The 23,982-nt window shown below is 71.9% G+C and carries 18 protein-coding genes; 14 read left to right on the forward strand and 4 right to left on the reverse strand.

Annotated features, from left to right (window positions below; genetic code table 11):
* Positions 1-104: 104 nt before the first annotated feature.
* Positions 105-2,120 carry an ATP-dependent DNA helicase gene (locus tag ABZ899_RS17375; RefSeq protein WP_361346412.1) on the forward strand — a complete coding sequence of 672 codons (2,016 nt, stop codon included), beginning with the start codon at positions 105-107 and terminating at the stop codon, positions 2,118-2,120.
* A gap of 173 nt (positions 2,121-2,293) precedes the next feature.
* On the opposite strand, the gene lexA is transcribed toward ABZ899_RS17375, so the two are convergent.
* The gene (gene lexA / locus ABZ899_RS17380; protein ID WP_361346414.1) at positions 2,294-3,073 is read right to left on the reverse strand and encodes a transcriptional repressor LexA; all 780 of its coding nucleotides are present in this window, start codon (positions 3,071-3,073) and stop codon (positions 2,294-2,296) included.
* 588 nt (positions 3,074-3,661) lie between these two features.
* Between lexA and nrdR the strand changes: the two genes are divergently transcribed.
* On the forward strand, positions 3,662-4,225 hold the full coding sequence (nrdR, locus tag ABZ899_RS17385) for a transcriptional regulator NrdR (protein WP_361346416.1): 564 nt from the start codon (positions 3,662-3,664) through the stop codon (positions 4,223-4,225).
* A 165-nt stretch (positions 4,226-4,390) separates the two neighbouring features.
* Complete coding sequence (locus ABZ899_RS17390; RefSeq protein ID WP_361346418.1) at positions 4,391-7,291, forward strand: vitamin B12-dependent ribonucleotide reductase; 2,901 nt, start codon at positions 4,391-4,393, stop codon at positions 7,289-7,291.
* 81 nt (positions 7,292-7,372) lie between these two features.
* Here ABZ899_RS17390 and ABZ899_RS17395 read toward each other — a convergent pair whose 3' ends face one another.
* Positions 7,373-7,903 carry a TerD family protein gene (locus tag ABZ899_RS17395; RefSeq protein WP_361346419.1) on the reverse strand — a complete coding sequence of 177 codons (531 nt, stop codon included), beginning with the start codon at positions 7,901-7,903 and terminating at the stop codon, positions 7,373-7,375.
* A gap of 155 nt (positions 7,904-8,058) precedes the next feature.
* Between ABZ899_RS17395 and ABZ899_RS17400 the strand changes: the two genes are divergently transcribed.
* The 3 genes from ABZ899_RS17400 (at position 8,059) to ABZ899_RS17410 (ending at position 10,358) form a co-directional block, all read left to right on the forward strand.
* Positions 8,059-8,664, forward strand: a complete 606-nt coding sequence (locus ABZ899_RS17400; protein WP_361346421.1) for a YdbC family protein — start codon at positions 8,059-8,061, stop codon at positions 8,662-8,664.
* A gap of 116 nt (positions 8,665-8,780) precedes the next feature.
* Positions 8,781-9,440: a histidine phosphatase family protein gene (locus tag ABZ899_RS17405; protein ID WP_361346423.1), complete on the forward strand. Its 660-nt coding sequence runs from the start codon at positions 8,781-8,783 to the stop codon at positions 9,438-9,440.
* 12 nt (positions 9,441-9,452) lie between these two features.
* Positions 9,453-10,358: an ADP-ribosylglycohydrolase family protein gene (locus ABZ899_RS17410; RefSeq protein WP_361346425.1), complete on the forward strand. Its 906-nt coding sequence runs from the start codon at positions 9,453-9,455 to the stop codon at positions 10,356-10,358.
* A 109-nt stretch (positions 10,359-10,467) separates the two neighbouring features.
* Here the strand turns inward: ABZ899_RS17410 and ABZ899_RS17415 are convergent, their stop codons facing one another.
* On the reverse strand, positions 10,468-12,012 hold the full coding sequence (locus ABZ899_RS17415) for an MFS transporter (RefSeq protein WP_361346710.1): 1,545 nt from the start codon (positions 12,010-12,012) through the stop codon (positions 10,468-10,470).
* A gap of 338 nt (positions 12,013-12,350) precedes the next feature.
* On the opposite strand from ABZ899_RS17415, the gene ABZ899_RS17420 reads away from it, so the two are divergent.
* From ABZ899_RS17420 to ABZ899_RS17430, 3 genes are all read left to right on the forward strand, one after another.
* On the forward strand, positions 12,351-12,974 hold the full coding sequence (locus ABZ899_RS17420) for a TetR/AcrR family transcriptional regulator (RefSeq protein ID WP_361346427.1): 624 nt from the start codon (positions 12,351-12,353) through the stop codon (positions 12,972-12,974).
* Positions 12,975-13,055: 81 nt separating this feature from the next.
* The gene (locus ABZ899_RS17425) at positions 13,056-13,757 is read left to right on the forward strand and encodes a ribonuclease HII (protein WP_361346428.1); all 702 of its coding nucleotides are present in this window, start codon (positions 13,056-13,058) and stop codon (positions 13,755-13,757) included.
* Between the two features lie 68 nt (positions 13,758-13,825).
* Complete coding sequence (locus ABZ899_RS17430) at positions 13,826-14,467, forward strand: hypothetical protein (protein ID WP_361346429.1); 642 nt, start codon at positions 13,826-13,828, stop codon at positions 14,465-14,467.
* 267 nt (positions 14,468-14,734) lie between these two features.
* Here the strand turns inward: ABZ899_RS17430 and ABZ899_RS17435 are convergent, their stop codons facing one another.
* On the reverse strand, positions 14,735-15,370 hold the full coding sequence (locus tag ABZ899_RS17435; protein ID WP_361346431.1) for a hypothetical protein: 636 nt from the start codon (positions 15,368-15,370) through the stop codon (positions 14,735-14,737).
* Between the two features lie 337 nt (positions 15,371-15,707).
* Between ABZ899_RS17435 and ABZ899_RS17440 the strand changes: the two genes are divergently transcribed.
* The 5 genes from ABZ899_RS17440 (at position 15,708) to ABZ899_RS17460 (ending at position 23,762) form a co-directional block, all read left to right on the forward strand.
* Positions 15,708-17,861, forward strand: a complete 2,154-nt coding sequence (locus ABZ899_RS17440; protein ID WP_361346432.1) for a RecQ family ATP-dependent DNA helicase — start codon at positions 15,708-15,710, stop codon at positions 17,859-17,861.
* A gap of 160 nt (positions 17,862-18,021) precedes the next feature.
* Positions 18,022-19,644: a DUF4192 family protein gene (locus tag ABZ899_RS17445; protein WP_361346434.1), complete on the forward strand. Its 1,623-nt coding sequence runs from the start codon at positions 18,022-18,024 to the stop codon at positions 19,642-19,644.
* Between the two features lie 95 nt (positions 19,645-19,739).
* Positions 19,740-20,498 carry an NUDIX hydrolase gene (locus ABZ899_RS17450; RefSeq protein ID WP_361346436.1) on the forward strand — a complete coding sequence of 253 codons (759 nt, stop codon included), beginning with the start codon at positions 19,740-19,742 and terminating at the stop codon, positions 20,496-20,498.
* 140 nt (positions 20,499-20,638) lie between these two features.
* The gene (locus ABZ899_RS17455; protein ID WP_361346437.1) at positions 20,639-22,711 is read left to right on the forward strand and encodes an ATP-binding cassette domain-containing protein; all 2,073 of its coding nucleotides are present in this window, start codon (positions 20,639-20,641) and stop codon (positions 22,709-22,711) included.
* Positions 22,712-22,874: 163 nt separating this feature from the next.
* The gene (locus tag ABZ899_RS17460; protein ID WP_361346439.1) at positions 22,875-23,762 is read left to right on the forward strand and encodes an FCD domain-containing protein; all 888 of its coding nucleotides are present in this window, start codon (positions 22,875-22,877) and stop codon (positions 23,760-23,762) included.
* Positions 23,763-23,982 lie beyond the last annotated feature (220 nt).

A 23,982-nucleotide genomic window follows, 5' to 3' on the forward strand; every position in this document is an offset into this window, starting at 1 on the left:
GGTCGCGGCCGATCCCGAGAGGCAACGGCCCCGGTCCTGATCCCGTCCCTCTCCCCGACCGTGATCGCCCGATTGTCAGTGCCGGGCCGTAGGGTGGTCGCGCTATGACGAAGCCCTCCCTCCCCGAACTCCTGCATGCCGCCGTCACCGCCGTCGGCGGCACGGAGCGCCCCGGCCAGGTGACCATGGCCGAATCCGTCGCCGAGGCGATCGACGGCGGTTCCCATCTGCTGGTCCAGGCCGGCACCGGCACCGGTAAGTCGCTCGGCTATCTGGTGCCCGCGCTCGCACACGGGGAGCGGGTCGTGGTGGCCACGGCCACCCTGGCCCTGCAGCGGCAGCTCGTGGAGCGGGACCTCCCGCGCACCGTGGACGCGCTGCATCCGCTGCTGCGCCGGCGCCCCGAGTTCGCCATGCTCAAGGGGCGGTCGAACTACCTCTGTCTGCACCGCCTGCACGAGGGCGTCCCGCAGGACGAGGAGGAGGGCCTGTTCGACCAGTTCGAGGCGGCAGCGCCCACCAGCCGGCTCGGGCAGGACCTCCTGCGGCTGCGCGACTGGTCGGACGACACCGAGACCGGCGACCGGGACGACCTGACGCCGGGTGTGTCGGACCGCGCCTGGGCGCAGGTGTCGGTGTCGTCGAGGGAGTGCCTGGGCGCGACCAAGTGCGCGTACGGCGCCGAGTGCTTCGCCGAGATGGCCCGGGAGCGGGCCAAGCTCGCCGAGGTCGTCGTCACCAACCACGCCCTGCTCGCGATCGACGCCATCGAAGGCGCCCCCGTGCTCCCGCAGCACGAGGTGCTGATCGTCGACGAGGCGCACGAGCTCGTCTCCCGGGTCACCGGCGTGGCCACCGGCGAGCTCACCCCGGGGCAGGTCAACCGCGCGGTGCGCCGCGCGGCGAAGCTCGTCAACGAGAAGGCCGCCGACCAGCTCCAGACCGCCGCCGAGGGCTTCGAGCGGCTGATGGAGCTCGCGCTGCCGGGACGTCTGGAGGAGATCCCCGAGGACCTCGGGTACGCGCTCATGGCGCTGCGCGACGCCTGCCGCACGGTCATCTCGGCCATCGGCGCCACCCGAGACAAGTCCGTGCAGGACGAGGACGCGATCCGCAAGCAGGCGCTGGCCTCGGTGGAGTCCGTGCACGACGTGGCCGAGCGGATCACGAACGGCTCCGAGTGGGACGTCGTCTGGTACGAGCGGCACGACCGGTTCGGCGCGTCGCTGCGCGTGGCCCCCATGTCGGTGTCGGGTCTGCTGCGCGAGAAGCTCTTCGCCGACCGCTCGGTCGTCCTGACGTCGGCGACGCTGAAGCTGGGCGGGGACTTCAACGGCGTCGGCGCCTCCCTCGGACTCGCGCCCGAGGGAACCAAGGGCGACGACGTCCCGGAGTGGAAGGGCGTGGACGTCGGCTCCCCGTTCGACTACCGCAAGCAGGGCATCCTCTATGTCGCCAAGCATCTGGCGCGCCCCGCGCGGGACGGCGACCGCGCGGACATGCTGGACGAGCTGACGGAGCTGATCCAGGCGGCCGGAGGCCGCACGCTCGGGCTGTTCTCCTCGATGCGGGCCGCACAGCTGGCCGCGGAGGAGCTGCGCTCGCGTCTCCCCGAGTTCCCGATCCTCCTCCAGGGCGAGGAGACGCTCGGCGAGCTGATCAAGAACTTCGCGGCCGACCCGAAGACCTGTCTGTTCGGCACGCTGTCGCTCTGGCAGGGCGTCGACGTCCCGGGCGCGAGCTGCCAGCTGGTCGTCATGGACAAGATCCCGTTCCCGCGGCCGGACGACCCGCTGATGAGCGCCCGCCAGAAGGCCGTGGAGGACGCCGGGGGCAACGGCTTCATGGCGGTGGCCGCCACTCATGCCGCGCTGCTCATGGCGCAGGGCGCCGGCCGTCTCGTACGGGCCACCGGGGACCGTGGCGTCGTCGCGGTCCTGGACCCGCGGCTGGCCACCGCGCGCTACGGGAGCTATCTCAAGGCGTCCCTGCCCGACTTCTGGTACACGACGGACCGTAACCAGGTGCGCCGGTCGCTGTCGGCGATCGACGCGTCCGCGCGGCACACGGAGGCGGCCGGGGCCGGCACGGAGCCGGTGGAGGCCGACGGGACGGAGTGATCGTGGTTAGCCTGTCGCGGGCCCGCGACAGGCTAACCACTGACCAGGGGCGGATTCGCACCGGGTCCCCCCGACGGCCCGGGGTCCGGACAGCACAGGGCCCCGGAACCGGCGCAGAGGTCCCGGGGCCCGGTCAGGGGGGCCGCCGCATGCGGCTATGCCCGCCGCGGCCGTCACACGCGGCGCAGCACCGCCACCACCTTGCCCAGGATGGTCGCGTCGTCACCGGGGATCGGCTCGTAAGCGGCGTTGTGCGGGAGGAGCCAGACGTGCCCGTCCTCGCGCTTGAAGCGCTTGACGGTGGCCTCGCCGTCCAGCATGGCGGCCACGATGTCGCCGTTCTCGGCGACCGGCTGGCGGCGGACCGTGACCCAGTCGCCGTCGCAGATCGCGGCCTCGATCATCGAGTCGCCGACGACCTTGAGGACGAACAGCTCACCGTCGCCGACCAGCTGCCGGGGGAGGGGGAAGACGTCCTCGACGGACTCCTCGGCGAGGATCGGGCCACCGGCGGCGATCCGGCCGACCAGGGGGACGTAGGAGGCGGCGGGCTTGCCGGCGGTGTCGGTGGGCTGCACCGAGGCGGCCTGGTCGGAGCCGCGGACCTCGTACGCGCGCGGGCGGTGCGGGTCGCGGCGGAGGAAGCCCTTGCGCTCGAGCGCCATCAGCTGGTGGGCGACCGAGGACGTGCTCGACAGGCCGACCGCCTGACCGATCTCCCGCATCGACGGCGGGTACCCCCGCCGCTGCACGGAATCCCTGATGACCTCGATCACTCGGCGCTGGCGGTCCGTGAGCCCCGAGCTGTCGGCCCGGATGCCTGGAGGTCGGCCCGGAAGCGAGCGCTTCTGGACCTCGGGATTCACGGTTTCGTTCATCGCATGCACCGGCTCGAGTCGGCCCTGGGAGCGGTCCTGGGCAGTGATGGTGGCACTGTCTGCGGTGGTGGTCACGTCGGCCCCTCTCGATGGTCTCCCTGCTGCACAACGGTAGTTGCTTTCGAAAGGTTGCGCCAAACACACGTTCGAGTGAAAAATCGCGGATCGTCTTACGTGATCACAAAGTGGGGTGTATGGCTGGCAGGCTTTCCCGGCGGGCGTAGGGGCCCCTTGTTGTACTCTTCACCGCCGGGGCCACGGCCTCGTCGGTGGTTGCCCAGTCTGCCATCCGGGGCCGTCCGTCTCGTGGATCGACCCCCATGTGCGCGGGAGTCCCACCTCCCCTCCGTGCGGCGCTCACGCTATCTCCGTATGTGCCGGGGCGATACGGCCGTGCACCCGAATGTGCGGGCGTGACGGCCCCGCGACGGGGCACACGGCGTGGGGCGCGACCCCGTCGGCACCCGCTTCCGCACGACACGCGCTATGGCGTGGGTGTATGGGCCAAGCCCCACATCTAGTGGTTGGATTGCGGGAGCGGCCCAGAAGTTGTGGTGACCCGGGTCTTCGAACGCTCGGAGATCGCCTATGCTGGGGGCTGCTTCGCGGGGCCCATGTGGCCCAGTGAGGCCATTGAGTCTGCTGTGAGGAGGGTTCGGAGTCATGCACTGCCCCTTCTGCAGGCACCCCGACAGCCGCGTCGTCGACAGCCGTACGACCGACGACGGCACGTCGATCCGCAGGCGCCGTCAGTGTCCCGACTGCTCCCGTCGTTTCACGACCGTGGAGACGTGCTCACTGATGGTGGTCAAGCGGTCCGGAGTCACCGAACCGTTCAGCCGTACCAAGGTCATCAACGGTGTGCGCAAGGCATGCCAGGGACGGCCCGTCACCGAGGACGCCCTCGCCCAGCTCGGCCAGCGGGTCGAGGAGGCGGTGCGGGCCACCGGAAGCGCCGAGCTGACCACCCACGACGTGGGTCTGGCCATACTCGGCCCGCTGCAGGAGCTCGACCTCGTCGCCTATCTGCGGTTCGCCTCCGTGTACCGGGCGTTCGACTCGCTCGAGGACTTCGAGGCCGCGATCGTGGAACTGAGGGAAGCGACGGGGTGCCGCGCCACGGACGACGACGCCGGTGAGGCGCGCGCGGACACGGGGGGCCAGGAGGACGACGGCGGGACCGCGGGGGCCGTACCGGTGCCCGTGCCCGCCGAAGCCGCCGACTGAGAGCCGGCCGGACCGGCGTCGACAGACCGGATCCGGCCGGGAAAGCGGCGGGGAAAAGACGTGCTGCGGGCGGCGACCAGAGGGTGCCCGTAGCGAAGGACAGAACACGTGCCACGGGGAACATCGGGGCACTTCAGGGCGTTTTCGCCCGTACAGGGAGGCGGCATGACAGAGACGGCGAGCGGTCCGGCACGGAGTTCCCGCGCCAAGGGCGGCAAGACGGCCAAGGGGCTGCGTATCGAGCGCATCCACACCACCCCCGGCGTGCACCCGTACGACGAGGTGGCCTGGGAGCGCCGTGACGTCGTCATGACCAACTGGCGCGACGGCTCGGTCAACTTCGAGCAGCGCGGCGTCGAGTTCCCCGACTTCTGGTCGGTGAACGCGGTCAACATCGTCACCAGCAAGTACTTCCGGGGTGCCGTCGGCACCCCGCAGCGCGAGGTGAGCCTGAAGCAGCTCATCGACCGCATCGTGAAGACGTACCGGAAGGCCGGCGAGGACTACAGGTACTTCGCGTCGCCCGCCGACGCCGAGATCTTCGAGCACGAGCTCGCCTACGCCCTGCTCCACCAGATCTTCAGCTTCAACAGCCCCGTGTGGTTCAACGTGGGCACGCCGCAGCCCCAACAGGTCTCCGCCTGCTTCATCCTGTCCGTCGACGACTCCATGGAGTCGATCCTCGACTGGTACAAGGAAGAGGGCATGATCTTCAAGGGCGGCTCCGGCGCCGGCCTGAACCTCTCCCGCATCCGCTCCTCCAAGGAACTGCTGTCCTCCGGCGGCAACGCCTCGGGTCCGGTCTCCTTCATGCGCGGCGCCGACGCCTCCGCGGGCACCATCAAGTCGGGCGGCGCCACCCGCCGGGCCGCCAAGATGGTCATCCTCGACGTCGACCACCCCGACATCGAGGACTTCATCGAGACCAAGGTGAAGGAGGAGGAGAAGATCCGCGCCCTGCGCGACGCGGGCTTCGACATGGACCTGGGCGGCGACGACATCACGTCCGTCCAGTACCAGAACGCCAACAACTCGGTCCGCGTGAACGACACGTTCATGAAGGCCGTCGAGACGGGCGGCAAGTTCGGCCTGACGTCCCGTATGACCGGCGAGGTCATCGAGGAGGTCGACGCCAAGTCGCTCTTCCGCAAGATGGCCGAGGCCGCGTGGGCCTGTGCCGACCCCGGCATCCAGTACGACGACACCATCAACCACTGGCACACCTGCCCGGAGTCCGGCCGCATCAACGGCTCGAACCCGTGCAGCGAGTACATGCACCTGGACAACACGTCCTGCAACCTCGCCTCGCTGAACCTGATGAAGTTCCTCAAGGACGACGGCCTGGGCCACCAGTCCTTCGAGATCGAGCGCTTCGCCAAGGTCGTCGAGCTCGTCATCACCGCGATGGACATCTCCATCTGCTTCGCGGACTTCCCGACGCAGAAGATCGGTGAGAACACGCGCGCGTTCCGCCAGCTCGGCATCGGCTACGCCAACCTCGGCGCCCTGCTGATGGCGACCGGCCACGCCTACGACTCCGAGGGCGGCCGCGCCCTCGCCGGTGCCATCACCTCCCTGATGACCGGCACCTCGTACAAGCGCTCCGCCGAACTCGCCGCGGTCGTCGGCCCGTACGACGGCTACGCCCGCAACGCGCAGCCGCACCTGCGCGTCATGAAGCAGCACGCCGACGCCAACGCCGTGGCCGTCCGCGTGGACGACCTGGACACGCCGATCTGGGCCGCCGCCACGGAGGCCTGGCAGGACGTTCAGCGCCTCGGCGAGAAGAACGGTTTCCGTAACTCGCAGGCGTCCGTCATCGCCCCGACCGGCACCATCGGTCTCGCGATGTCCTGCGACACCACCGGCCTCGAGCCCGACCTCGCGCTGGTCAAGTTCAAGAAGCTGGTCGGCGGCGGCTCGATGCAGATCGTCAACGGCACCGTCCCGCAGGCCCTGCGCCGCCTGGGCTACCAGGAGGAGCAGATCGAGGCGATCGTCGCCCACATCGCCGAGAACGGCAACGTGATCGACGCCCCCGGTCTCAAGCCCGAGCACTACGAGGTGTTCGACTGCGCCATGGGCGAGCGCGCCATCTCCCCGATGGGCCACGTCCGCATGATGGCCGCGATCCAGCCGTGGATCTCCGGCGCCCTGTCCAAGACGGTCAACATGCCGGAGACGGCGACCGTCGAGGAGGTCGAGGAGATCTACTTCGAGGCCTGGAAGATGGGCGTCAAGGCGCTCGCCATCTACCGCGACAACTGCAAGGTCGGCCAGCCCCTCTCCGCGAAGACCAAGGAGAAGGAGAAGACCGAGATCACGGAGAAGGCCGAGGCCACCATCCGTGAGACGGTCGAGAAGGTCGTCGAGTACCGCCCGGTCCGCAAGCGCCTGCCCAAGGGCCGTCCCGGCATCACGACGTCCTTCACCGTCGGCGGCGCCGAGGGCTACATGACCGCCAACTCCTACCCGGACGACGGTCTCGGCGAGGTCTTCCTGAAGATGTCCAAGCAGGGCTCGACCCTCGCCGGCATGATGGACGCCTTCTCCATCGCGGTCTCCGTCGGCCTTCAGTACGGCGTGCCGCTGGAGACGTACGTCTCGAAGTTCACCAACATGCGCTTCGAGCCGGCCGGTATGACCGACGACCCGGACGTGCGGATGGCGCAGTCGATCGTCGACTACATCTTCCGCCGCCTGGCGCTGGACTTCCTGCCCTTCGAGACGCGCTCCGCGCTCGGCATCCACTCCGCCGAGGAGCGTCAGCGCCACCTGGAGACCGGCTCGTACGAGCAGTCCATCGACGACGACGAGGTCGACGTCGAGGGCCTGGCGCAGTCGGCGCCGCGCGCCCAGGAGCTGAAGGCCGTCGCCACGCCGACGTCCGAGGTGGAGGCGGCCAAGCCCGCCCCGAAGCAGGCCCACACCAGCGCCGAGCTGGTGGAGATGCAGCTGGGCATCCAGGCCGACGCCCCGCTGTGCTTCTCCTGCGGTACGAAGATGCAGCGGGCCGGTTCCTGCTACATCTGCGAGGGCTGCGGATCGACCAGCGGTTGCAGCTGACCCGCTGTGAGTGACGCGTGACGAGAGGGGCGCCGGCGATCGTGCCGGCGCCCCTCTCCCGTGTCCGCCTGCCGACTGCCCTCAGGTGCGGCGGCGGCCCATGATCTGCGTGAAGTCCGCCGGATCGTCCTCGAAGCCGTGTACGCCGGGACGGAAGTCCCAGGTCGTCGAGCCGTCCCGGACGAACTCCGCGACCGTCGCCGCCGTCGCGCCGAGGACCCCGCCGAAGTCGTCCTCGGCCAGGACCGTGTAGCCCTCGCGGATCCGCAGGGCCGGCTTGACGACACTCACGAAGGTCCGCTGCGCCGGGTGCTGCTGGATGACCACACCGACCAGCACACGCGCGTACCGTGCGTCGAGCCGGTCGAGCTCCACGGTCAGCACCTCGTCCCAGCCGAAGCCCTGGCCGTCCTTGCTGTCCCGGTTCAGATGGATCGTGCCGTCGGGGGAGCGGCTGTCGAAGTGGACCACGTAGACGGGATCGCCGTAGGGATCGCTCGCCGCGTAGGTGGCGGCCACTATGTCCAGGTCGGTGGGCGGCTGCCCTGCCGGACTCGGATCCCATTTGACCGAGATCTCGACCTTCCGGAAGCTCTTGCTGATGGCGTTCACCAGGTTTCCCCTTCCCCGTACCGCGCATGCCTCGACCCGAACTGCCCGGCGGACAAGGCCGGTTGTCCATCCTGCCACGCGAGGCGGAACCTGTGCCGCAGAGCACTGCCGCCGACCGTGACCGGCGCCACGCCCCCTGGCCTTACGATGGCGCGGTGCTGGTCAAGTGGATTCGCTGCACCGTGGTGGACCGCCGCGGTTTCGAGCGGGGGCAGCGGAAATGGGCGGGGCTTCTGGGGGAGCCGGGGTTCAGGGGGCAAGGCGGTGGGTGGAGCCGGGGGCGGCAGGGGGTGGCGCACGTCTTCTCGTTCTGGGAGAGCCGTTCCTTCTACGACTCCTTCATGGCCCGCTCCCACGACCGGCTGGCCGCCACCCAGTCGGGCACCTTCAAGGACGCGCAGGTCAAGCTCTTCGACTACCGCTTCGACGTGAAGACGGGCTTCGAGCCGCGCTTCACCGACGCGGACCTCGTCCGGGTGGCGCACTGCCGGGTCCACGAAGAGCGGGCCGAGCACTTCACGCTCATGCAGGAGAAGGTCTGGAACCCCGCGATGGCCGGGTCGCCGGGCATGATCCGCGGGCTGTTCGGCGAGGCGCCGGGACCCGAGTTCCTGGTGCTGTCCATGTGGCGGTCGGCGGCCGAGCACGGAAAGTACCGTACCGAACGGGTGGAGCGGCTGGCCCTGCGGGCCCAGACGGAGGCGGACGTGGCCGCCCTCACCGGTGACATCGTGCAACTGGAGCCCACCTGGACGGTGTGACATCACCCCTCGTCCACGCGTCCCGATGTGACCCGTGAGGCGGAAAATGTGTGACCTACGCCGTATGGAGCCCCCAGGAGTGCTCGATCAGCCGTCACCCGATCTAGGGTTTTGGCATGGCACGACCACGGCGCATCGTCCTTGTCCGGCACGGGGAGTCAACCGGCAATGTTGATGACACCGTGTACGAGCGTGAACCCGACCATGCTCTCGCCCTGACCGAGCGGGGCTGGCAGCAGGCGGCGGAGACCGGCAAACGGCTGCGGGAGGTCTTCGGCCGCGAACGCGTCAGCGTGTACGTCTCCCCCTATCGCCGCACGCACGAGACGCTGCGTGCCTTCCACCTCGACCGTGAGCTCGTACGGGTCCGCGAGGAGCCCCGCCTGCGGGAACAGGACTGGGGGAACTGGCAGGACTGCGACGACGTCCGCCTCCAGAAGGCGTACCGGGACGCCTACGGCCACTTCTTCTACCGCTTCGCGCAGGGCGAGTCCGGCGCCGACGTCTACGACCGGGTCGGCGGCTTCCTGGAGAGCCTCTTCCGAAGCTTCGAGGCCCCCGACCATCCGCCGAACGTGCTGCTCGTGACCCATGGGCTGGCCATGCGGCTGTTCTGCATGCGCTGGTTCCACTGGACGGTCGCGGAATTCGAATCCCTGTCCAATCCGGGGAACGCGGAGATGCGGATGCTCGTTCTGGGGGACGACGGCAAGTACACCCTGGACAGGCCGTTTCACCGCTGGCGTGACCCGGAGCCGTACGGGATCACCGGATAGAGTGGCAGTGCGATGACCGCTGATTCCTCCCCCGACGAGCGCCTGGAGCGCGCCCTGGCCAGCCTGCGCGGACTGGCGGTCGGGGACGCGCTGGGCTCGCAGTTCTTCGTCCCGGTGAACTACCCGCTGCTCAAGCGCCGCGAGCTGCCCCCGGGCCCCTGGCAGTGGACGGACGACACGGAGATGGCCGGTTCGGTGGTGGCCGTGCTGAGCACCCACCACCGGATCGACCAGGACGCCCTCGCCCGCTCCTTCGCCGAGCACCATGACTTCGACCGGGGCTACGGGCCCGCCGTCAACCGGCTGCTGCGCCTGGTCAGGGAGGGCGGCGACTGGCGCGAGCTGTCCGCCGCGCTGTTCAACGGACAGGGCTCCTGGGGCAACGGCGCGGCGATGCGGATCGCCCCCCTCGGCGCCTGGTACGCCGACGACCCCGAGCAGGCCACGCACCAGGCCGAGATCTCGGCCTACCCCACGCACCAGCACCGTGAGGCGGTCGTCGGGGCCATGGCCGTCGCCGCCGCGGCAGCCCTGGCCGCCGCTCCCGGCGGGCCGCCACGCCCCGAGTCGCTCCTGGACGACGTCGTCGCCCTCGTCCCGAAGAGCGCGGTCGCCGCGGGACTGCGCCGCGCCCGGGACATGCTCGACTACGGCGACGCGGCCACCGTGGCGGCCGTCCTGGGCTGCGGCCGGCGGACGACGGCCCATGACACGGTGCCGTTCGCGCTCTGGTCGGCCGCGCGCGCCCTCGGTGACTACGAGGAGGCGTTCTGGACGACCGCCCAGGTCGGCGGCGACATGGACACGACCTGCGCCATCGTGGGCGGCGTGATCGGCTCCGGCAAGGCCGGGTCGGTCCCCGCCGAGTGGCTGCGCCGGACCGAGGCGCTTCCGGAGTGGGTGCACGCCCCGGTGTAGCGGGAGGGCGTTCCACGGCGCCGGGGCGTACGGATGACCGGCCCGGGGTCCTCGTCACCTGTCTCCGGACCCGAGCCGGTCGTCCGCCGCGCGGTGCGGGCCCCGTCCGTCATCCGGCCAGGGGACCCGCCGTCCCGGAGAGGGCGTCCAGGTCGCTCCGGCGGACCCGCACCACGACCGCGGCGACGACGAACGCCAGGACGGCCATGGCGGCGGCCGGGATGAACGCCGTGGAGATGCCCTGGGACAGCACCTCGTGGCCCCAGGGCGCCGGCAGCTGACCCGACTCGGCGAACGCGGCCTTCTGTTCCGGCGTGGCCCGGGCCATGAACGACGCGGCCTGCTCGGTCGCCTCGTCGCGGCTGGCGGAGCCGAAGACGGTCGTGAGGATGGACAGACCGAGCGCGCCGCCCACCTGCTGCGTGGTGTTGAGCAGGGCGGAGGCCGCGCCCGCCTCGCGCGGGGCGACACCGGACACGGCGGTCACGGTGAGCGTGACGAAGTTGAGGCCCATACCGAGGCCGAAGATCAGCATCGGGCCGAGCACCCCGCCCACGTACGAGCTGCCCGAGTCGACCAGGGACTGCCAGGCGAGACCGATGGCCGCGAGCGTGGTACCGGCCATCAGGAACGGCTTGGGGCCGAGCACCGGCAGCAGCCGCTGCGAGATCCCTGCGCCCACGGCGATCACCACGGTGACCGGCAGGAAGGCCAGTCCGGCGCGGATCGGGGAGTAGCCCAGTACGTTCTGCACGAACAGCACGATGTAGAAGAACATGCCGAACATCGCCGCGGCGAGGCTGATCATGATCAGGTACGTGCCCGAGCGGTTGCGGTCGGCGAACATCCGCAGCGGGGTGATCGGTTCCTTGGCCCGGCTCTCGACGTACAGGAAGGCGGCGAGCAGCACCAGGGCCGCGCCGAACGCGCCGACCGTCAGGGAGTCCCGCCAGCCGTCGGACGCCGCGCGGATGAAGCCGTAGACCAGTGCGACCATGCCGAGCGTGGAGGTGAGCGCGCCGGTCAGGTCGAAACGGCCGGGGTGGCGCTCGGACTCGTTGATGTAGCGCGGCGCGACGGCCGCGATGAGAACGCCGATGGGCACGTTCACGAAGAGCACCCACCGCCAGTCGAGCCAGTCGGTGAGCAGCCCGCCGGCCAGCAGCCCGATGGCGCCGCCGCCCGCGGAGACGGCGGCGAAGATGCCGAACGCCCGGTTGCGCTCGGGGCCTTCGGGGAACGTCGTGGTGATCAGCGCGAGCGACGTGGGTGAGGCGATGGCGCCGCCCATGCCCTGCAGGACGCGCGCGGCGAGCAACTGCCAGGGCTCCTGGGCGAGGCCGCCGAGCAGCGAGGCGAAGGTGAACAGCAGGATGCCGGTGATGAAGACCCGGCGGCGCCCGAGGATGTCACCGGCTCGCCCGCCGAGCAGCAGCAGGCCGCCGAAGGTGAGCGTGTAGGCGCTGACGACCCAGGTCAGGTCGGTCGTGGAGAAGTTGAGCGCGGTCTGGATGTCGGGCAGGGCGATGTTGACGATGGTGGCGTCGAGGACCACCATCAGCTGGCACGCGGCGATGACCGCGAGGGCGATGCCCGGATGCGACGGGCGGGAGGCCGGGCCCGGTGGAGCGGGCGCGGGTGAGTGGGTCTGTATCTGATCATGCGTCACAGAGCGTCCCCCAAAGACGAAGTAGTGAACGTGCGCGTTCACTAGTGGGGACGATAGCGAGTCCTCCTTAGTGAACACAAGCGTTCTCTAAGGGGGTCCTTCCAGGCGTCCGTCGTCGTGCTGGTCAGCGGGGTGCCGGGGCGAGCGGACGGCCCCGTCCGTCCCTGACGGTTCCAGCCGTTTCGGTGCCGGGGGCATCGAAAGAGCGGCCGTCGCCTGACATGCTGGGGGAGGGCGTGGTCACGCGGCGCGTCCCCCTTCGGTCGCCGCGCGGCGCTCGCGCCTCCCGTGCCCCGCTTCGCTCGTTCGTTGGAGACGCTCAGATGGTTACCTCGCGCCGGACGGCCGCTCCCGCTCGGCCCGCCTCCCCGCGCCGGCGCGGCGCGGTGCTCGAACAGGCGATCCTGGACGCCGCGTTGGAGCAGCTCAGCACCGTCGGCTGGAAGGGTCTGACGATGGAGGGCGTCGCGGCCTCCGCGCAGACCGGGAAGGCCGCCGTCTACCGTCGCTGGCCCTCCAAGGAGGACCTCGTCGCCGACGCGCTGCGGGCCGGACTGCCGCCGCTGGAGTCGGCTCCCGACGTCGGATCCGTGCGCGGGGACCTGCTCGCCCTGTGCCGGCTGGCGCGCGACGCGATGTTCTCGCGCCCGGGGCACGCACTTCGCGCAGTCATTCACGAGTGTGAAGACATCCAGGCCGAACGCTTCCATACCGTGATCTTCGAGGGGCTGGTCGAGCCGACGATCAGACTGCTGCGTGAGGTCATCGTCCGGGGAATCAAGCGGGGTGAAGTGCGTGAAGACGCGGCGAACGGCTACGCCTACGACGCCATCCCGGCGATGATGATGTACCGGTCGAAGATGTGCGGAAGCGAATGGGAGGATCGAGATCTGGAGGAGATGATCGACCAGTTCATGATCCCGCTGCTCCGCAGGCCGGGCTCCTGACCGGGCGCTCGTCCGGGCGTGGTCCGCGTGCGGTGAACCGGGTGTCGGAGGCCGCTGCGGGCGGCGTAGGCTAAGGGCGCCATGCCGTACGAACCGCCTACCCACACCGTCGAGCGCTCCCTCCGAGCCACGACCGGAGCGAAGATAATTGCCGGTGTCGACGAGGTCGGGCGTGGTGCCTGGGCCGGTCCCGTCACCGTCTGTGCCGCGATCACCGGACTGCGCAGGCCCCCGGAAGGGCTCACGGACTCCAAGCTGCTCACCGTCAAGCGCCGCACCGAACTCGCGGAGACACTGCGGACCTGGGTGACCTCGTACGCCCTCGGGCACGCCTCCCCGGAGGAGATCGACGAGCGGGGGATGACGGCCGCGTTGCGGCTCGCCGCGGTGCGCGCCCTGGAGGCCCTGCCGGTCCGGCCCGACGCGGTCATCCTCGACGGCAAGCACGACTACCTCGGGACCCCCTGGCGGGTCCGTACGGTGATCAAGGGCGACCTGTCGTGCGTGGCGGTGGCCGCGGCCTCGGTGATCGCCAAGGTCCAGCGCGACAAAATGATGGCCGAACTGGGTATCGACCATGCAGACTTCGGTTTTGCGGACAACGCCGGGTATCCGTCGCCCGTGCACAAGGCCGCACTGGCGGAGCGGGGACCCACCCCGTACCACCGGTTGTCGTGGGCGTATCTTGATGCGCTGCCCCAGTGGCGGCACCTCAAGAAGGTCCGCACGTGGGTGGAGGGAAGCGTTCCGGCGATCGAGGGCCAGCTCGGCTTCGACTTCTGACGTTTCCGCTCGCACTTGTGTGCCACCCGCCGGCGCCAGCCGGACCAGCGTTTGATAAAAATCAGCTCATGCCTCTCATTCCCGAGGAGCCTCAGATTCACGAGAGTGCCCAGGGTCCCCGCGCCACTTCGGCCAGTGGCCGTACCGCGCCGACCCCCCGCCCCGTCCCCGGCCCACGCCCCGCGGCTCCGTCGCGTCCCGGCCGCCCCGGGCCCCTGCGGCCCACGCCGCCGGCGCAACGCACCCCGCGTGACGTGGCCGTTGCCAAGCCCGGCCCGTCGGCTCCGGCCGTTGCCGCGGTCTCCGCCCCGACCCCGGCCGCCCCGCAGATCCAGCTGATCCCGGCCTCGCCCGAGGGTGCGCTCGACGCCGCCGAGGAAGCCGTCGACCTGCTCCTCGACTCGGGGCGTGCCCCCGGTGAGGTGCTGGTGATCACGACCGGCGAACAGCACCCGTGGGCCGCCCACGAACTGTCGTTCGGCGAAGCCGCCTACTGGGCGCAGCACGACGCGGGAGACGACGTCTTCTACGCCGACGCCTCCGCGGCCGGCCGTGCGGCGCCGCGCCAGGTGGTCGTCGTGGCGCTGAACGGCGGGACCGATGCGGTGGCCGCCGCGACCCTGCCGCTGGCCCTCGGCCGGGCCGGTGCCCTGCTGATCGTCTGCGGCGACCCGCAGCGCATCAACTCGGTGCTGGGCGCGGGCGTCTGAGCCCTCACCGGCTCGCCCGCCCGGCACGGTCGCCGACCAGCACCCGGGCGGGGCGCTTCATGGTGAGAGGGCGCGTACGACGCCGGTGTGCGGCCGGGCAGGCCGGACTCCCCGCGTACGTGCGTCTCGTCGCGGCGCCGAGCGCCGGGGCGGTCCTTGTCCCTGCTGTGCCCGTGGGCCATTCGTGATGCCGGGTCGTACCCGATCGGGCTCACGGCGCCCGGTGGTGGCCGGGACCGGGCACCGGGGCCGTTCGCCGGCTCGGCCTCAGCGCGCCGCCGCGCGCCGCAGGACCTCCGACGCCGCGCCGCCGGTGCGGGGCATCGGCAGCGGGGACCCGGACGTGGCGAACGGCTCCGGCGTCGAGTCGGTGCTCGGGCGGCGGCCGCCACGGCCCTCCCCGAGGACCTGCCAGCCGTCGCGGGTCAGCGTGATATACGCCCCGCAGCGCAGGCCGTGCAGCGTGCAGGCGTCCCGCAGCCCCCACATCCACGCGCCATCCTCCTCCGTCCAACGCCCGTCGCCCTCGCGGCAGTAGAGCAGGACCGCGGTGCGCACCGGGGTGCGGCGCCGCAGGTCGTGCGGGATGACGCGGCGGAGCTGGGACAGCAGGGCGTTGCGGAACATCCAGCCGTCCGCGGGCGCCGGGCGGCGGACGAACGACGCGCTCGCCCGCAGCCGCTCGTCCGGATCGAGGACGGCCACGATCGCGGTCGACGGCTTGGGGCGATGCCGGGAGTGGAGTCCGCTGACGACCTCGCGGGGATTGCGCAGCAGCGGGATGCCCGCGGCGGCCCATTCGGCGGGTTCGAGCATGCGGGCCAGAGGGTTGGCGGATGCGGCGGGCAGGTCGGCTGACGTCGACGTGGATGCCGCGGAGGACGGAGCGAATCCGAAGGTCACGGTCCTCCCTTCGGCTACGCGCCCACACGGAGGGCGAGGTCGGATTCGGGGGAGCGCGCACCGCAGCAGAGCCCTACCGGACCACGGACGAGCCGTGCGGGGAGCGGACTTCAATTCTTCCTGGCGAACCTGGTTGCGGCAACGAGCAATTGGCGTCGCCGACCGATATCGGATGGCTCGGGAGTTATATCCCTACCCGGAAATGCCGGCCGCGACGCATGGGCGGACCGCCGGAAGACCGTCGGCAGTGACCCGGGGCGGCGACGGAACCGCACGTGAGAGGGTTGTCACCTGCTGTGAGTGGCTGATCCGCCCGGTCTTCGGGTTGCATGGAGACATGGACGACCTGGAGCTGCACACCGAAGCCGATGCCATCCTCGCCGAGCTCGTGGGGACCCCCGGGGCACGCCTGCGGGAGGACCAGTGGCAGGCGGTGGCGGCGCTGGTGCGCGAGCGCCGGCGGGCCCTGGTGGTCCAGCGGACCGGCTGGGGGAAGTCCGCGGTGTACTTCGTCGCGACGGCGCTGCTGCGCCGGCGCGGCGCGGGACCGACGGTGATCGTCTCGCCGCTGCTCGCGCTCATGCGCAACCAGGTCGAGTCGGCGGCGCGGGCCGGTATCCGCGCGCGGACCATCAACTCGGCCAACCCCGAGGAGTGGGAGACGATCCACGGCGAGATCGAGCGCGGGGAGACCGATGTGCTCCTCGTCAGCCCCGAGCGCCTGAACTCCGTCGACTTCCGCGACCAGATGCTGCCCAAGCTGGCGGCCACGACCGGTCTGCTCGTGGTCGACGAGGCGCACTGCATCTCCGACTGGGGCCATGACTTCCGCCCCGACTACCGGCGGCTGCGCGCCATGCTCGCCGAGTTGTCACCCGGTGTCCCCGTGCTGGCCACGACGGCGACGGCCAACGCGCGCGTGACCGCCGACGTGGCCGAGCAGTTGGGCACCGGCGCCGGGGAGGCCCTGGTGCTGCGCGGACCGCTGGAGCGGGAGAGCCTGCGGCTGGGCGTGGTCCGGCTGCCGGACGCCGCGCACCGCCTCGCATGGCTCGCGGAGCACCTGGACGAGCTGCAGGGCTCGGGCATCGTCTACGCGCTGACGGTCGCCGCGGCCGAGGAGGCCACCGCGTTCCTGCGGCAGCGAGGCTTCGCCGTCGCGTCCTACACGGGCCGTACGGAGAACGCGGACCGGCTGCAGGCCGAGAACGATCTCCTGGCGAACCGCGTCAAGGCGCTGGTCGCGACCTCCGCCCTGGGCATGGGCTTCGACAAGCCCGACCTGGGCTTCGTGGTGCACCTCGGTTCGCCCTCCTCGCCGATCGCCTACTACCAGCAGGTCGGACGGGCCGGCCGTGGCGTCGAGCACGCCGACGTGCTGCTGCTGCCGGGGCAGGAGGACGAGGCCATCTGGCGCTACTTCGCGGACACCGCCTTCCCGCCCGAGCCGCAGGTCCGCCAGACCCTCGCCGCGCTCGCGGACGCCGGACGGCCCCTGTCCGTGCCCGCCCTGGAGGCGTCGGTGGACCTGCGCCGCAGCAGGCTGGAGACGATGCTGAAGGTGCTCGACGTCGACGGCGCGGTCAAGCGGGTCAAGGGCGGCTGGACGGCGACCGGCGCCGAGTGGGTGTACGACGCCGAACGCTACGCGCGCGTGGCGCGTCAGCGGGCGGCCGAGCAGCAGGCCATGCGCGACTACGTCGGCACGTCCCAGTGCCGGATGGAGTTCCTGCGCGGGCAACTGGACGACGAGGGGGCCGCCCCGTGCGGCCGCTGCGACAACTGCGCCGGCCCCTGGGCCGACGCCTCCGTCTCGCCGGAGACGCTGACCGGCGCGGCCAAGGAGCTGGACCGCCCCGGCGTGGAGATCGAACCGCGCCGGATGTGGCCGACCGGGATGCCCGCGCTGGGAGTCGAACTCAAGGGCCGCATCCCGGCCGGTGAGCAGTGCGCGACGGGACGCGCCCTGGGGCGGCTCTCGGACATCGGCTGGGGCAACCGGCTGCGCCCGCTGCTCGCCGAGAACGCGCCCGACGGCCCGGTCCCCGACGACGTGCTGAAGGCCGTGGTGGCCGTCCTCGCCGACTGGGCGCGCTCCCCGGGCGGCTGGGCCCCGGACGTCCCCGACGCCGTGGACCGGCCGGTGGGCGTCGTCGCCGTCCCGTCGCTGACCCGTCCCGAGCTGGTGGGCTCCCTCGCGCGCGGTGTCGCGTCCATCGGCCGGCTGCCTTTCCTGGGCGCGCTGACGTACGCCGGGCAGGACGGTGCCCACGTGGCCCGGCGCAGCAACTCCGCACAGCGGCTCAAGGGGCTGACCGAAGCCTTCACCGTCTCCGGTGACCTGGCCGGTGCGCTGGCCGGCACGCCCGGTCCCGTGCTGCTGGTGGACGACTTCACCGACACCGGCTGGACGCTAGCGGTCGCCGCCCGGCTGCTGCGCAGGGCGGGCAGCGGGGAGGTGCTTCCGCTGGTGCTCGCGGCCAGCGGGTGACAGGGGCCGGGTGACGGGTTACGGGGGGCCGGGCGGAGGGCGGCGAGGGTCGGGCAGGGAGCGGTCGGATGCCGGGCGGGCCGCTCGTTGTTGTCGTGTCCCTGGTCGGACTTATCCACAGGCTCAAGCGGACTTTTGAGTTCCGCGAGATCGTCGGCGCATGACGAACCACAGCGGAACGACCGGAACCCCCGACAACGACGACACCGTCGGCTGCGAGCGGCAGCACGCCCGGCGAACGACCGGCCCGGACCGGATGCCGGCGGTGCGGGACCGCCCGCTCCCGGAGCACCAGGTCACCCTGCGCACCCCCGACGAGCTGGCCGACGCCCTGCCGTATCTGCTGGGGTACCGCCCGGAGGACAGCATCGTGCTGGTCGCGCTGCACGACGCGGGTGGCCGGGGCCGCTTCGGCGGCCGGGCCCGCCTCGGTATCCCCGCGAGCGCCGACGACTGGGAATCCGCCGCCGGTCAGCTGGCCCTCGGCCTTGTGACCGGCAGTGAGCGCAGGGGCGCGAAGCCGGAGCAGATGGTCGCCTTCCTCTGCCAGGAACCGGCGAAGGGGGAGACCGGCCGGCAGGTCATGGAGCGGCTCCGTCCGCTGGCCCAGAAGACCCGCCTCGCGTGCGGCAGCCTGGACGTCCCCGTCGTCGAGGCCCTGTGCATCTCGGACGGCCGCTTCTGGTCCTACTGCTGCGACCGGGGCGAGTGCTGCCCGCCCGAGGGCCGGCCCATGGGCCTCCCGGGCACGTCCGTCCTGGCGGCGGCCGCCGCCTACGCGGGGATGCAGGTCCGCGGCTCCCTCCGTCAGCTGAGGGCGCGGCTGCAGCCCCTGGAGACCGGGGCGGCCCTGGAGCAGGAGGTCGCCCTCGACACCGTGGCCCTGCAACTGGTGCCCAGGGTCCTCGACGAGGCCACGCGGGCCGGCGTCGCGGCGGAGACGCTGGAGCTGGCCGAGCGGACGCTGCGCCGGTTCGCCGAGGCCCCGCTCGTGTCCGGGACGCTCATCGCGGACCTCCGCGACGACGAACTGCTCGCACACGATGAGGCGGCGCGGCTCATTCTGGGCCTCCAGGACCGTGCGACCCGGGACCGCGTGGCCGAGTGGATGGAGGGCGGCGAGGCCGCGCCCGCCCTGCGGCTGTGGCGGGCGCTCGCCCGCCGCTGCGTGCGGCCCTACCAGGAGCATGCGGCAGCGCCCCTGACACTGGCCGGCTGGGTCGCCTGGTCGAGCGGCGACGACCTGGAGGCACGCGAGGCCTTCGCCATGGCCCTCGCGGCCGACCCCGACTACCTCTTCGCCCGCCTGCTCCACCAGGCCTGCAACGAGGGACTCGACCCGGAGTCGATCCGCCGCTGCCTCCGGGCGGAACGCACCGGGCGGAGCAGGGGGAGCGCGGGAGTGGCGGACCTCGCGGGAGCGGCGGAGCCGTCGGGGGAGGGGAGCGGGGACGCGGGCCGGCGGTTGGCCGGCGCGGCGCAGGAGGCACCGGACGAGCCGGATACTGCCTCCGAGGAACGCCGCCTGGCCCGGTCCCGCCACCCGTCGAGCGCCTCCCGCGGCGCCTCCCGCGCGGGGAGGAGCCCGGGACGGGAGCGACGGGCCAGGATCCCCCGCCCGCGTACTGCGGCTGGTACGCACCCGGGGCCCGCGCGACCGGGGACGCCCTCTCCCGACGCCACGAAGGGCACGGCTGACCGCGCGCCGAGGAAGAGGCCCGCTCGTGGGACGACGGCCCGTCCGGACGGAGGGTGCGACGGGGGTGGCGGTACGGCCGAGTGAGGAGGCGCAGGCGAATCCGGACGTGACCCCGAGCCGCGATCACCCCGCCCACGGAAGGGAGTGTTTATCGTCAGGCAGACGACTATGATCGCCGCATGCCCTACGACCCGTCAGCCTTTCCGCCCTTCGCCGTCACCGTGGACCTGGTCGTGCTGACCGTGCGCCGTCACGCCTTGTGCGCGCTGGCGGTCCGCAGGGGTGAGCCCCCGTTCCAGGGACGCTGGGCGCTTCCCGGCGGGTTCGTGCGGGCCGACGAGGATCTGGCGCAGGCGGCGGCGCGCGAGTTGGCCGAGGAGACCGGTCTGCGGGCGCACGATCCGGGCGCCCCGGCCCAGGATCACGGGGCTCACCTGGAGCAGCTCGCGACCTACGGCGACCCCGATCGGGACCCCCGGATGCGGGTCGTCAGCGTGGCCCACCTGGCGCTCGCCCCCGACCTGCCCGCGCCGACGGCGGGAGGCGACGCGAGCAACGCGCGCTGGGCGCCGGTCGACGAGCTGCTGCAGCAGGGCGGCTACGGCCGGGACGGCGAGCCCGTCGCACCGCTCGCCTTCGACCATGCGCAGATCCTCTCCGACGGAGTGGAACGCGCCCGGTCCAAGATTGAGTACTCGTCGCTGGCCACGGCGTTCTGCCCCGCCGAGTTCACCGTGGGCGAGCTGCGCCGTGTGTACGAGGCGGTGTGGGGCGTGGCGCTCGACCCGCGCAACTTCCACCGCAAGGTGACGGGCACACCAGGGTTCCTCGTCCCGACCGGCGGCACCACCACCCGCCAAGGGGGGCGCCCGGCACAGCTCTTCCGGGCCGGCGGGGCGACGCTGCTCAACCCCCCGATGCTGCGCCCCGAGGTCTGACGCGGCGGCCCGCACGGCGTTCCGGCGCGGGCGTGGCCGAAGGGCGGGGAGCCGGGCCCGGGCCGGCCGCGTGGAGAGGGTCCCGGAAGCGGGCCTTGCCCTACCCGAAAAAACGGACATAGCGCGCTATCTTGCTGCGGGTGATCCAGGCCATCGGATTGACCAGCGACCCTCGCAAGGACCTTCCCCCCGCCGTCGACGACGTCTCGTTCGAGGCGCGCGCGGGGCGCGTCACCGCGTTGCTCGGGGGGCCGGGTGCGGGCAAGACCACGGTGCTCAGACTCATGCTCGAACTCCAACGGGGCCGTGGCGTCACCTACTTCAGGGGCCGTCCCCTGCACCGCATCGCCCATCCCTCGCGCGAGGTGGGTGTGGTCCTCGGGGACGTGCCGGGACATCCGGCCCGCACGGTCCGCGGTCATCTGCGCATGCTCTGCGCGGCGGCCGGCGTCCCCGCCCGGCGCGCCGACGAGGTGCTGGAGGTGGTCGGCCTCGTCAGCCTGCGCGACGAACGGCTCTCCACGCTCTCGCGCGGCATGGACCGCCGCCTCGGGCTGGCCTGCGCCCTGCTGACCGATCCGCACACCCTCGTGCTCGACGATCCCGCCGGTGGCCTCTCGACGCGTGAGAAGCGCTGGCTGCACGGCATGCTGCGCGCGCACGTCGCCCAGGGCGGCACGGTCCTGTTCAGCACGGCGGACCCCAAGGAGGCCGCCGGCACCGCCGACCAGGTCGTCACCCTGGAGCGGGGCCGGATCGTCGCCGACCAGGAGGCCGCCGACTTCGCCCGCACCCGGCTGCGTCCCCGGGTCGCCGTCCGCACCCCCCACGCCCCCCGACTCGCCACCCTGCTCGCCAAGGAGGCCCGCGCCACGCACCGCTCGGTCGAGGTCGTGCGCGAGAGCGGCAACCGGCTGTCGGTGTACGGCAGTACATGCGCCGACATCGGGGAGACGGCGTTCCGGCACGGCATCCCGGTCCACCAACTCGCCGACGAGATCGGGGACATGGGGCCGGCCGCGGCGGCCGACCGGTCCGCGGGCGAGGCGGCGCGCGCCGATGTGGCGCCGCAGCGCAAGGCCGCCGCGGCGCGCTCCGCCGGCTCCCGCGAGCAGACGGCGACACGCGCCCGCCGCGGCGGCCCGACCGGCGCCGAGTCCTCGTCGGCGACGGAGGCCGCGCAGTCGTCCGCCACCGCGTCGGAACCGGCGCGCAAGCGGCGTGAGCGGCCCGCCGCGTCACAGGAGTCCGCGGACCGCTCCCCGCAGAAGACCGCGGCCCGCACCCCGCAGGCGCGCTCCGGCGGCCGGAAGCGGACCGCGACCGAGGCCGATGCCGAGGCCGAGGCGGCGGAGGATGCTCCCAGGCAGCGGGCCGCCGAGGCGCCCTCCGCCGGTCTCGACGCGCTTCCCGAGCTCCCGCCCCCCATCTCCGTCCGCCCCGCCCCCAGCCCGCTCCGCCCTCTGCGCTACGAGCTGCGGCGCGCCGCCGGTGTCGGCACCGGGTTCGTCACCTGCGGGGTCGTGCTCCTCGTGTCCGCCGTCACCGCCGTCCTGCTCGCGCGGATCGGTCACACCCCGCGGCCCCGGCTGATGGCCGGGTGGCCCGTGCAGCTGCCGCTGCCGCCCGCGGCGCTCGGGGCCGGGCTGCTCGGCGCCATCGCCTTCGGCGACGAGTTCCGCCATCCCGCGCTGGCGGCCGACCGCGGCACCGTCCCGCGCCGGCTGGGGCTGCTCACCGCGAAGCTCCTGGTCACCACCGCCACCGCCCTGCTGCTCGCGGTGCTCACCCTGGGCTGCGACATCGAGATGCTCTATCTCGTGTACGGCCGGGAGCTCGCGGAGGTTCCTTCGGACTGGCTGCGGCTGAGTGCCAGTTGGTTCGGGCTCGTCGTGGGGTGCGCGTGGGCCGGGGTGCTCGCGGCCGGGCTGTTCCGGTCCACCACGGCGGGGCTCGCGGCGGTGGTCGCCGTGCCCGTGGCCGTCGTACCCGTCGTACAGAAGGTCGTGGAGGGACCGTCTGTACGGACCGCGGCCGGGTTCCCGCTGCGCATGCGGGAGCTGCTGCTGAACCAGTGGCCGTTCGGCGGGGAGCGGTACGTGGAGGCCGTGGCGCGCCTGGTCGCCCAACCCGTGGGTGGCGCGCTGACGTTGTCCCTCGCCGCTCTGCTGGGCGCTTTTCTTTTCACGACCCTACGCGGCAAGGTCCGATGACGACTCTTCCCGCCCTATTCTGAATGGCGTTGAGCGCAACTCCCCGGGGATAGCTCATTTCTTTCCGATAAGGCGTCAATTGCGACGGGGTGAGCGATCACCCTTTCGTGTGCTTTTCACCAAAGACCTCAAGGGAGTTGGAAACGACGCCGACAAAGGATGCGTGAGTACCCTTGCGCACACCATGATGACCGCCGCCCGCGCCGCCGACTCCGGACTCGTCGGCCCGGGCGAACTCGACCGCTACCCCTACGCCGAGGCATCCGTCGCCGACCGCGTCGGAACCCCCACCTGGGAGGGTGCGGATCCCGAACTCGGCCGCGTTGGCCGCCGTGCGGCGGGCAGCCGCGGACGCGGGCTGCACGGCCAACTCGTTCAGCAGCTCGGACAGATGATCGTGTCCGGAGACCTGGGCGCCGACCGTCCGCTCGTGCCCGAGGAGATCGGCCAGCGCTTCGAGGTCTCCCGGACCGTCGTGCGGGAGTCGCTCCGCGTCCTGGAGGCGAAGGGCCTGGTCAGTGCCCGTCCGAACGTCGGTACGAGGGTGCGCCCCGTCAGTGACTGGAACCTCCTCGACCCGGACATCATCGAGTGGCGGGCCTTCGGGCCCCAGCGCGACGACCAGCGCCGGGAGCTGAGCGAGCTGCGCTGGACGATCGAGCCGCTCGCCGCCCGTCTTGCCGCCGGGCACGGGCGCGACGACGTTCAGCAGCGCCTCGCCGACATGGTCGAGATCATGGGGCACGCGATGGGGCAGGGCGACGCCCTGACCTTCTCCCGCGCCGACTCCGAGTTCCACTCGTTGCTCATCCAGATGGCGGGCAACCGCATGCTCGAGCACCTCTCCGGCATCGTCTCGGCCGCTCTCCAGGTCTCCGGCGGCCCGGTGACCGGCTGTGACCGGCCGAACGAGACGTCGCTCACCCAGCACGGCAGGATCGTCGACGCCCTCGCGGCCGGCGACGGCGCCGCCGCCGAGGCGGCCATGCGCCAGCTACTCACCGTCCACCCCGAGGTGGAGCGCGTGGTGCCCGCGCCTCGCGAGCACTGACTCCACCCCCCCGCGTGCCGCGCCCGGGTGATGCCTCCCCCTCCTGGGCATCCCCCGTTCGCGCACCCTTCCCCGTCGGACCCGCAGGATCCACGACGGATCCTGCGGGTCCGACGGTGCGAAGAGGGGCCTCGACAGCCGTGACCGCGCCGGGGCGGGCCTCAGGATGAACTCTTATATTGGTCTATGTCTGCTTTTGGTCGGTTATGGGATGTGACTC

The sequence above is a fragment of the Streptomyces sp. NPDC046859 genome (assembly GCF_040645135.1).
Lineage (GTDB): Bacteria > Actinomycetota > Actinomycetes > Streptomycetales > Streptomycetaceae > Streptomyces.

Excerpts from the sequence above, each read along its gene's own strand:
- ABZ899_RS17375 (WP_361346412.1), top strand. The coding sequence starts at position 105 with ATGACGAAGCCCTCCCTCCCCGAACTCCTGCATGCCGCCGTCACCGCC.
- nrdR (WP_361346416.1), top strand. The coding sequence starts at position 3,662 with ATGCACTGCCCCTTCTGCAGGCACCCCGACAGCCGCGTCGTCGACAGC.
- ABZ899_RS17390 (WP_361346418.1), top strand. The coding sequence starts at position 4,391 with ATGACAGAGACGGCGAGCGGTCCGGCACGGAGTTCCCGCGCCAAGGGC.
- ABZ899_RS17405 (WP_361346423.1), top strand. The coding sequence starts at position 8,781 with ATGGCACGACCACGGCGCATCGTCCTTGTCCGGCACGGGGAGTCAACC.
- ABZ899_RS17410 (WP_361346425.1), top strand. The coding sequence starts at position 9,453 with ATGACCGCTGATTCCTCCCCCGACGAGCGCCTGGAGCGCGCCCTGGCC.
- ABZ899_RS17420 (WP_361346427.1), top strand. The coding sequence starts at position 12,351 with ATGGTTACCTCGCGCCGGACGGCCGCTCCCGCTCGGCCCGCCTCCCCG.
- ABZ899_RS17425 (WP_361346428.1), top strand. The coding sequence starts at position 13,056 with ATGCCGTACGAACCGCCTACCCACACCGTCGAGCGCTCCCTCCGAGCC.
- ABZ899_RS17430 (WP_361346429.1), top strand. The coding sequence starts at position 13,826 with ATGCCTCTCATTCCCGAGGAGCCTCAGATTCACGAGAGTGCCCAGGGT.
- ABZ899_RS17440 (WP_361346432.1), top strand. The coding sequence starts at position 15,708 with ATGGACGACCTGGAGCTGCACACCGAAGCCGATGCCATCCTCGCCGAG.
- ABZ899_RS17445 (WP_361346434.1), top strand. The coding sequence starts at position 18,022 with ATGACGAACCACAGCGGAACGACCGGAACCCCCGACAACGACGACACC.
- ABZ899_RS17450 (WP_361346436.1), top strand. The coding sequence starts at position 19,740 with ATGCCCTACGACCCGTCAGCCTTTCCGCCCTTCGCCGTCACCGTGGAC.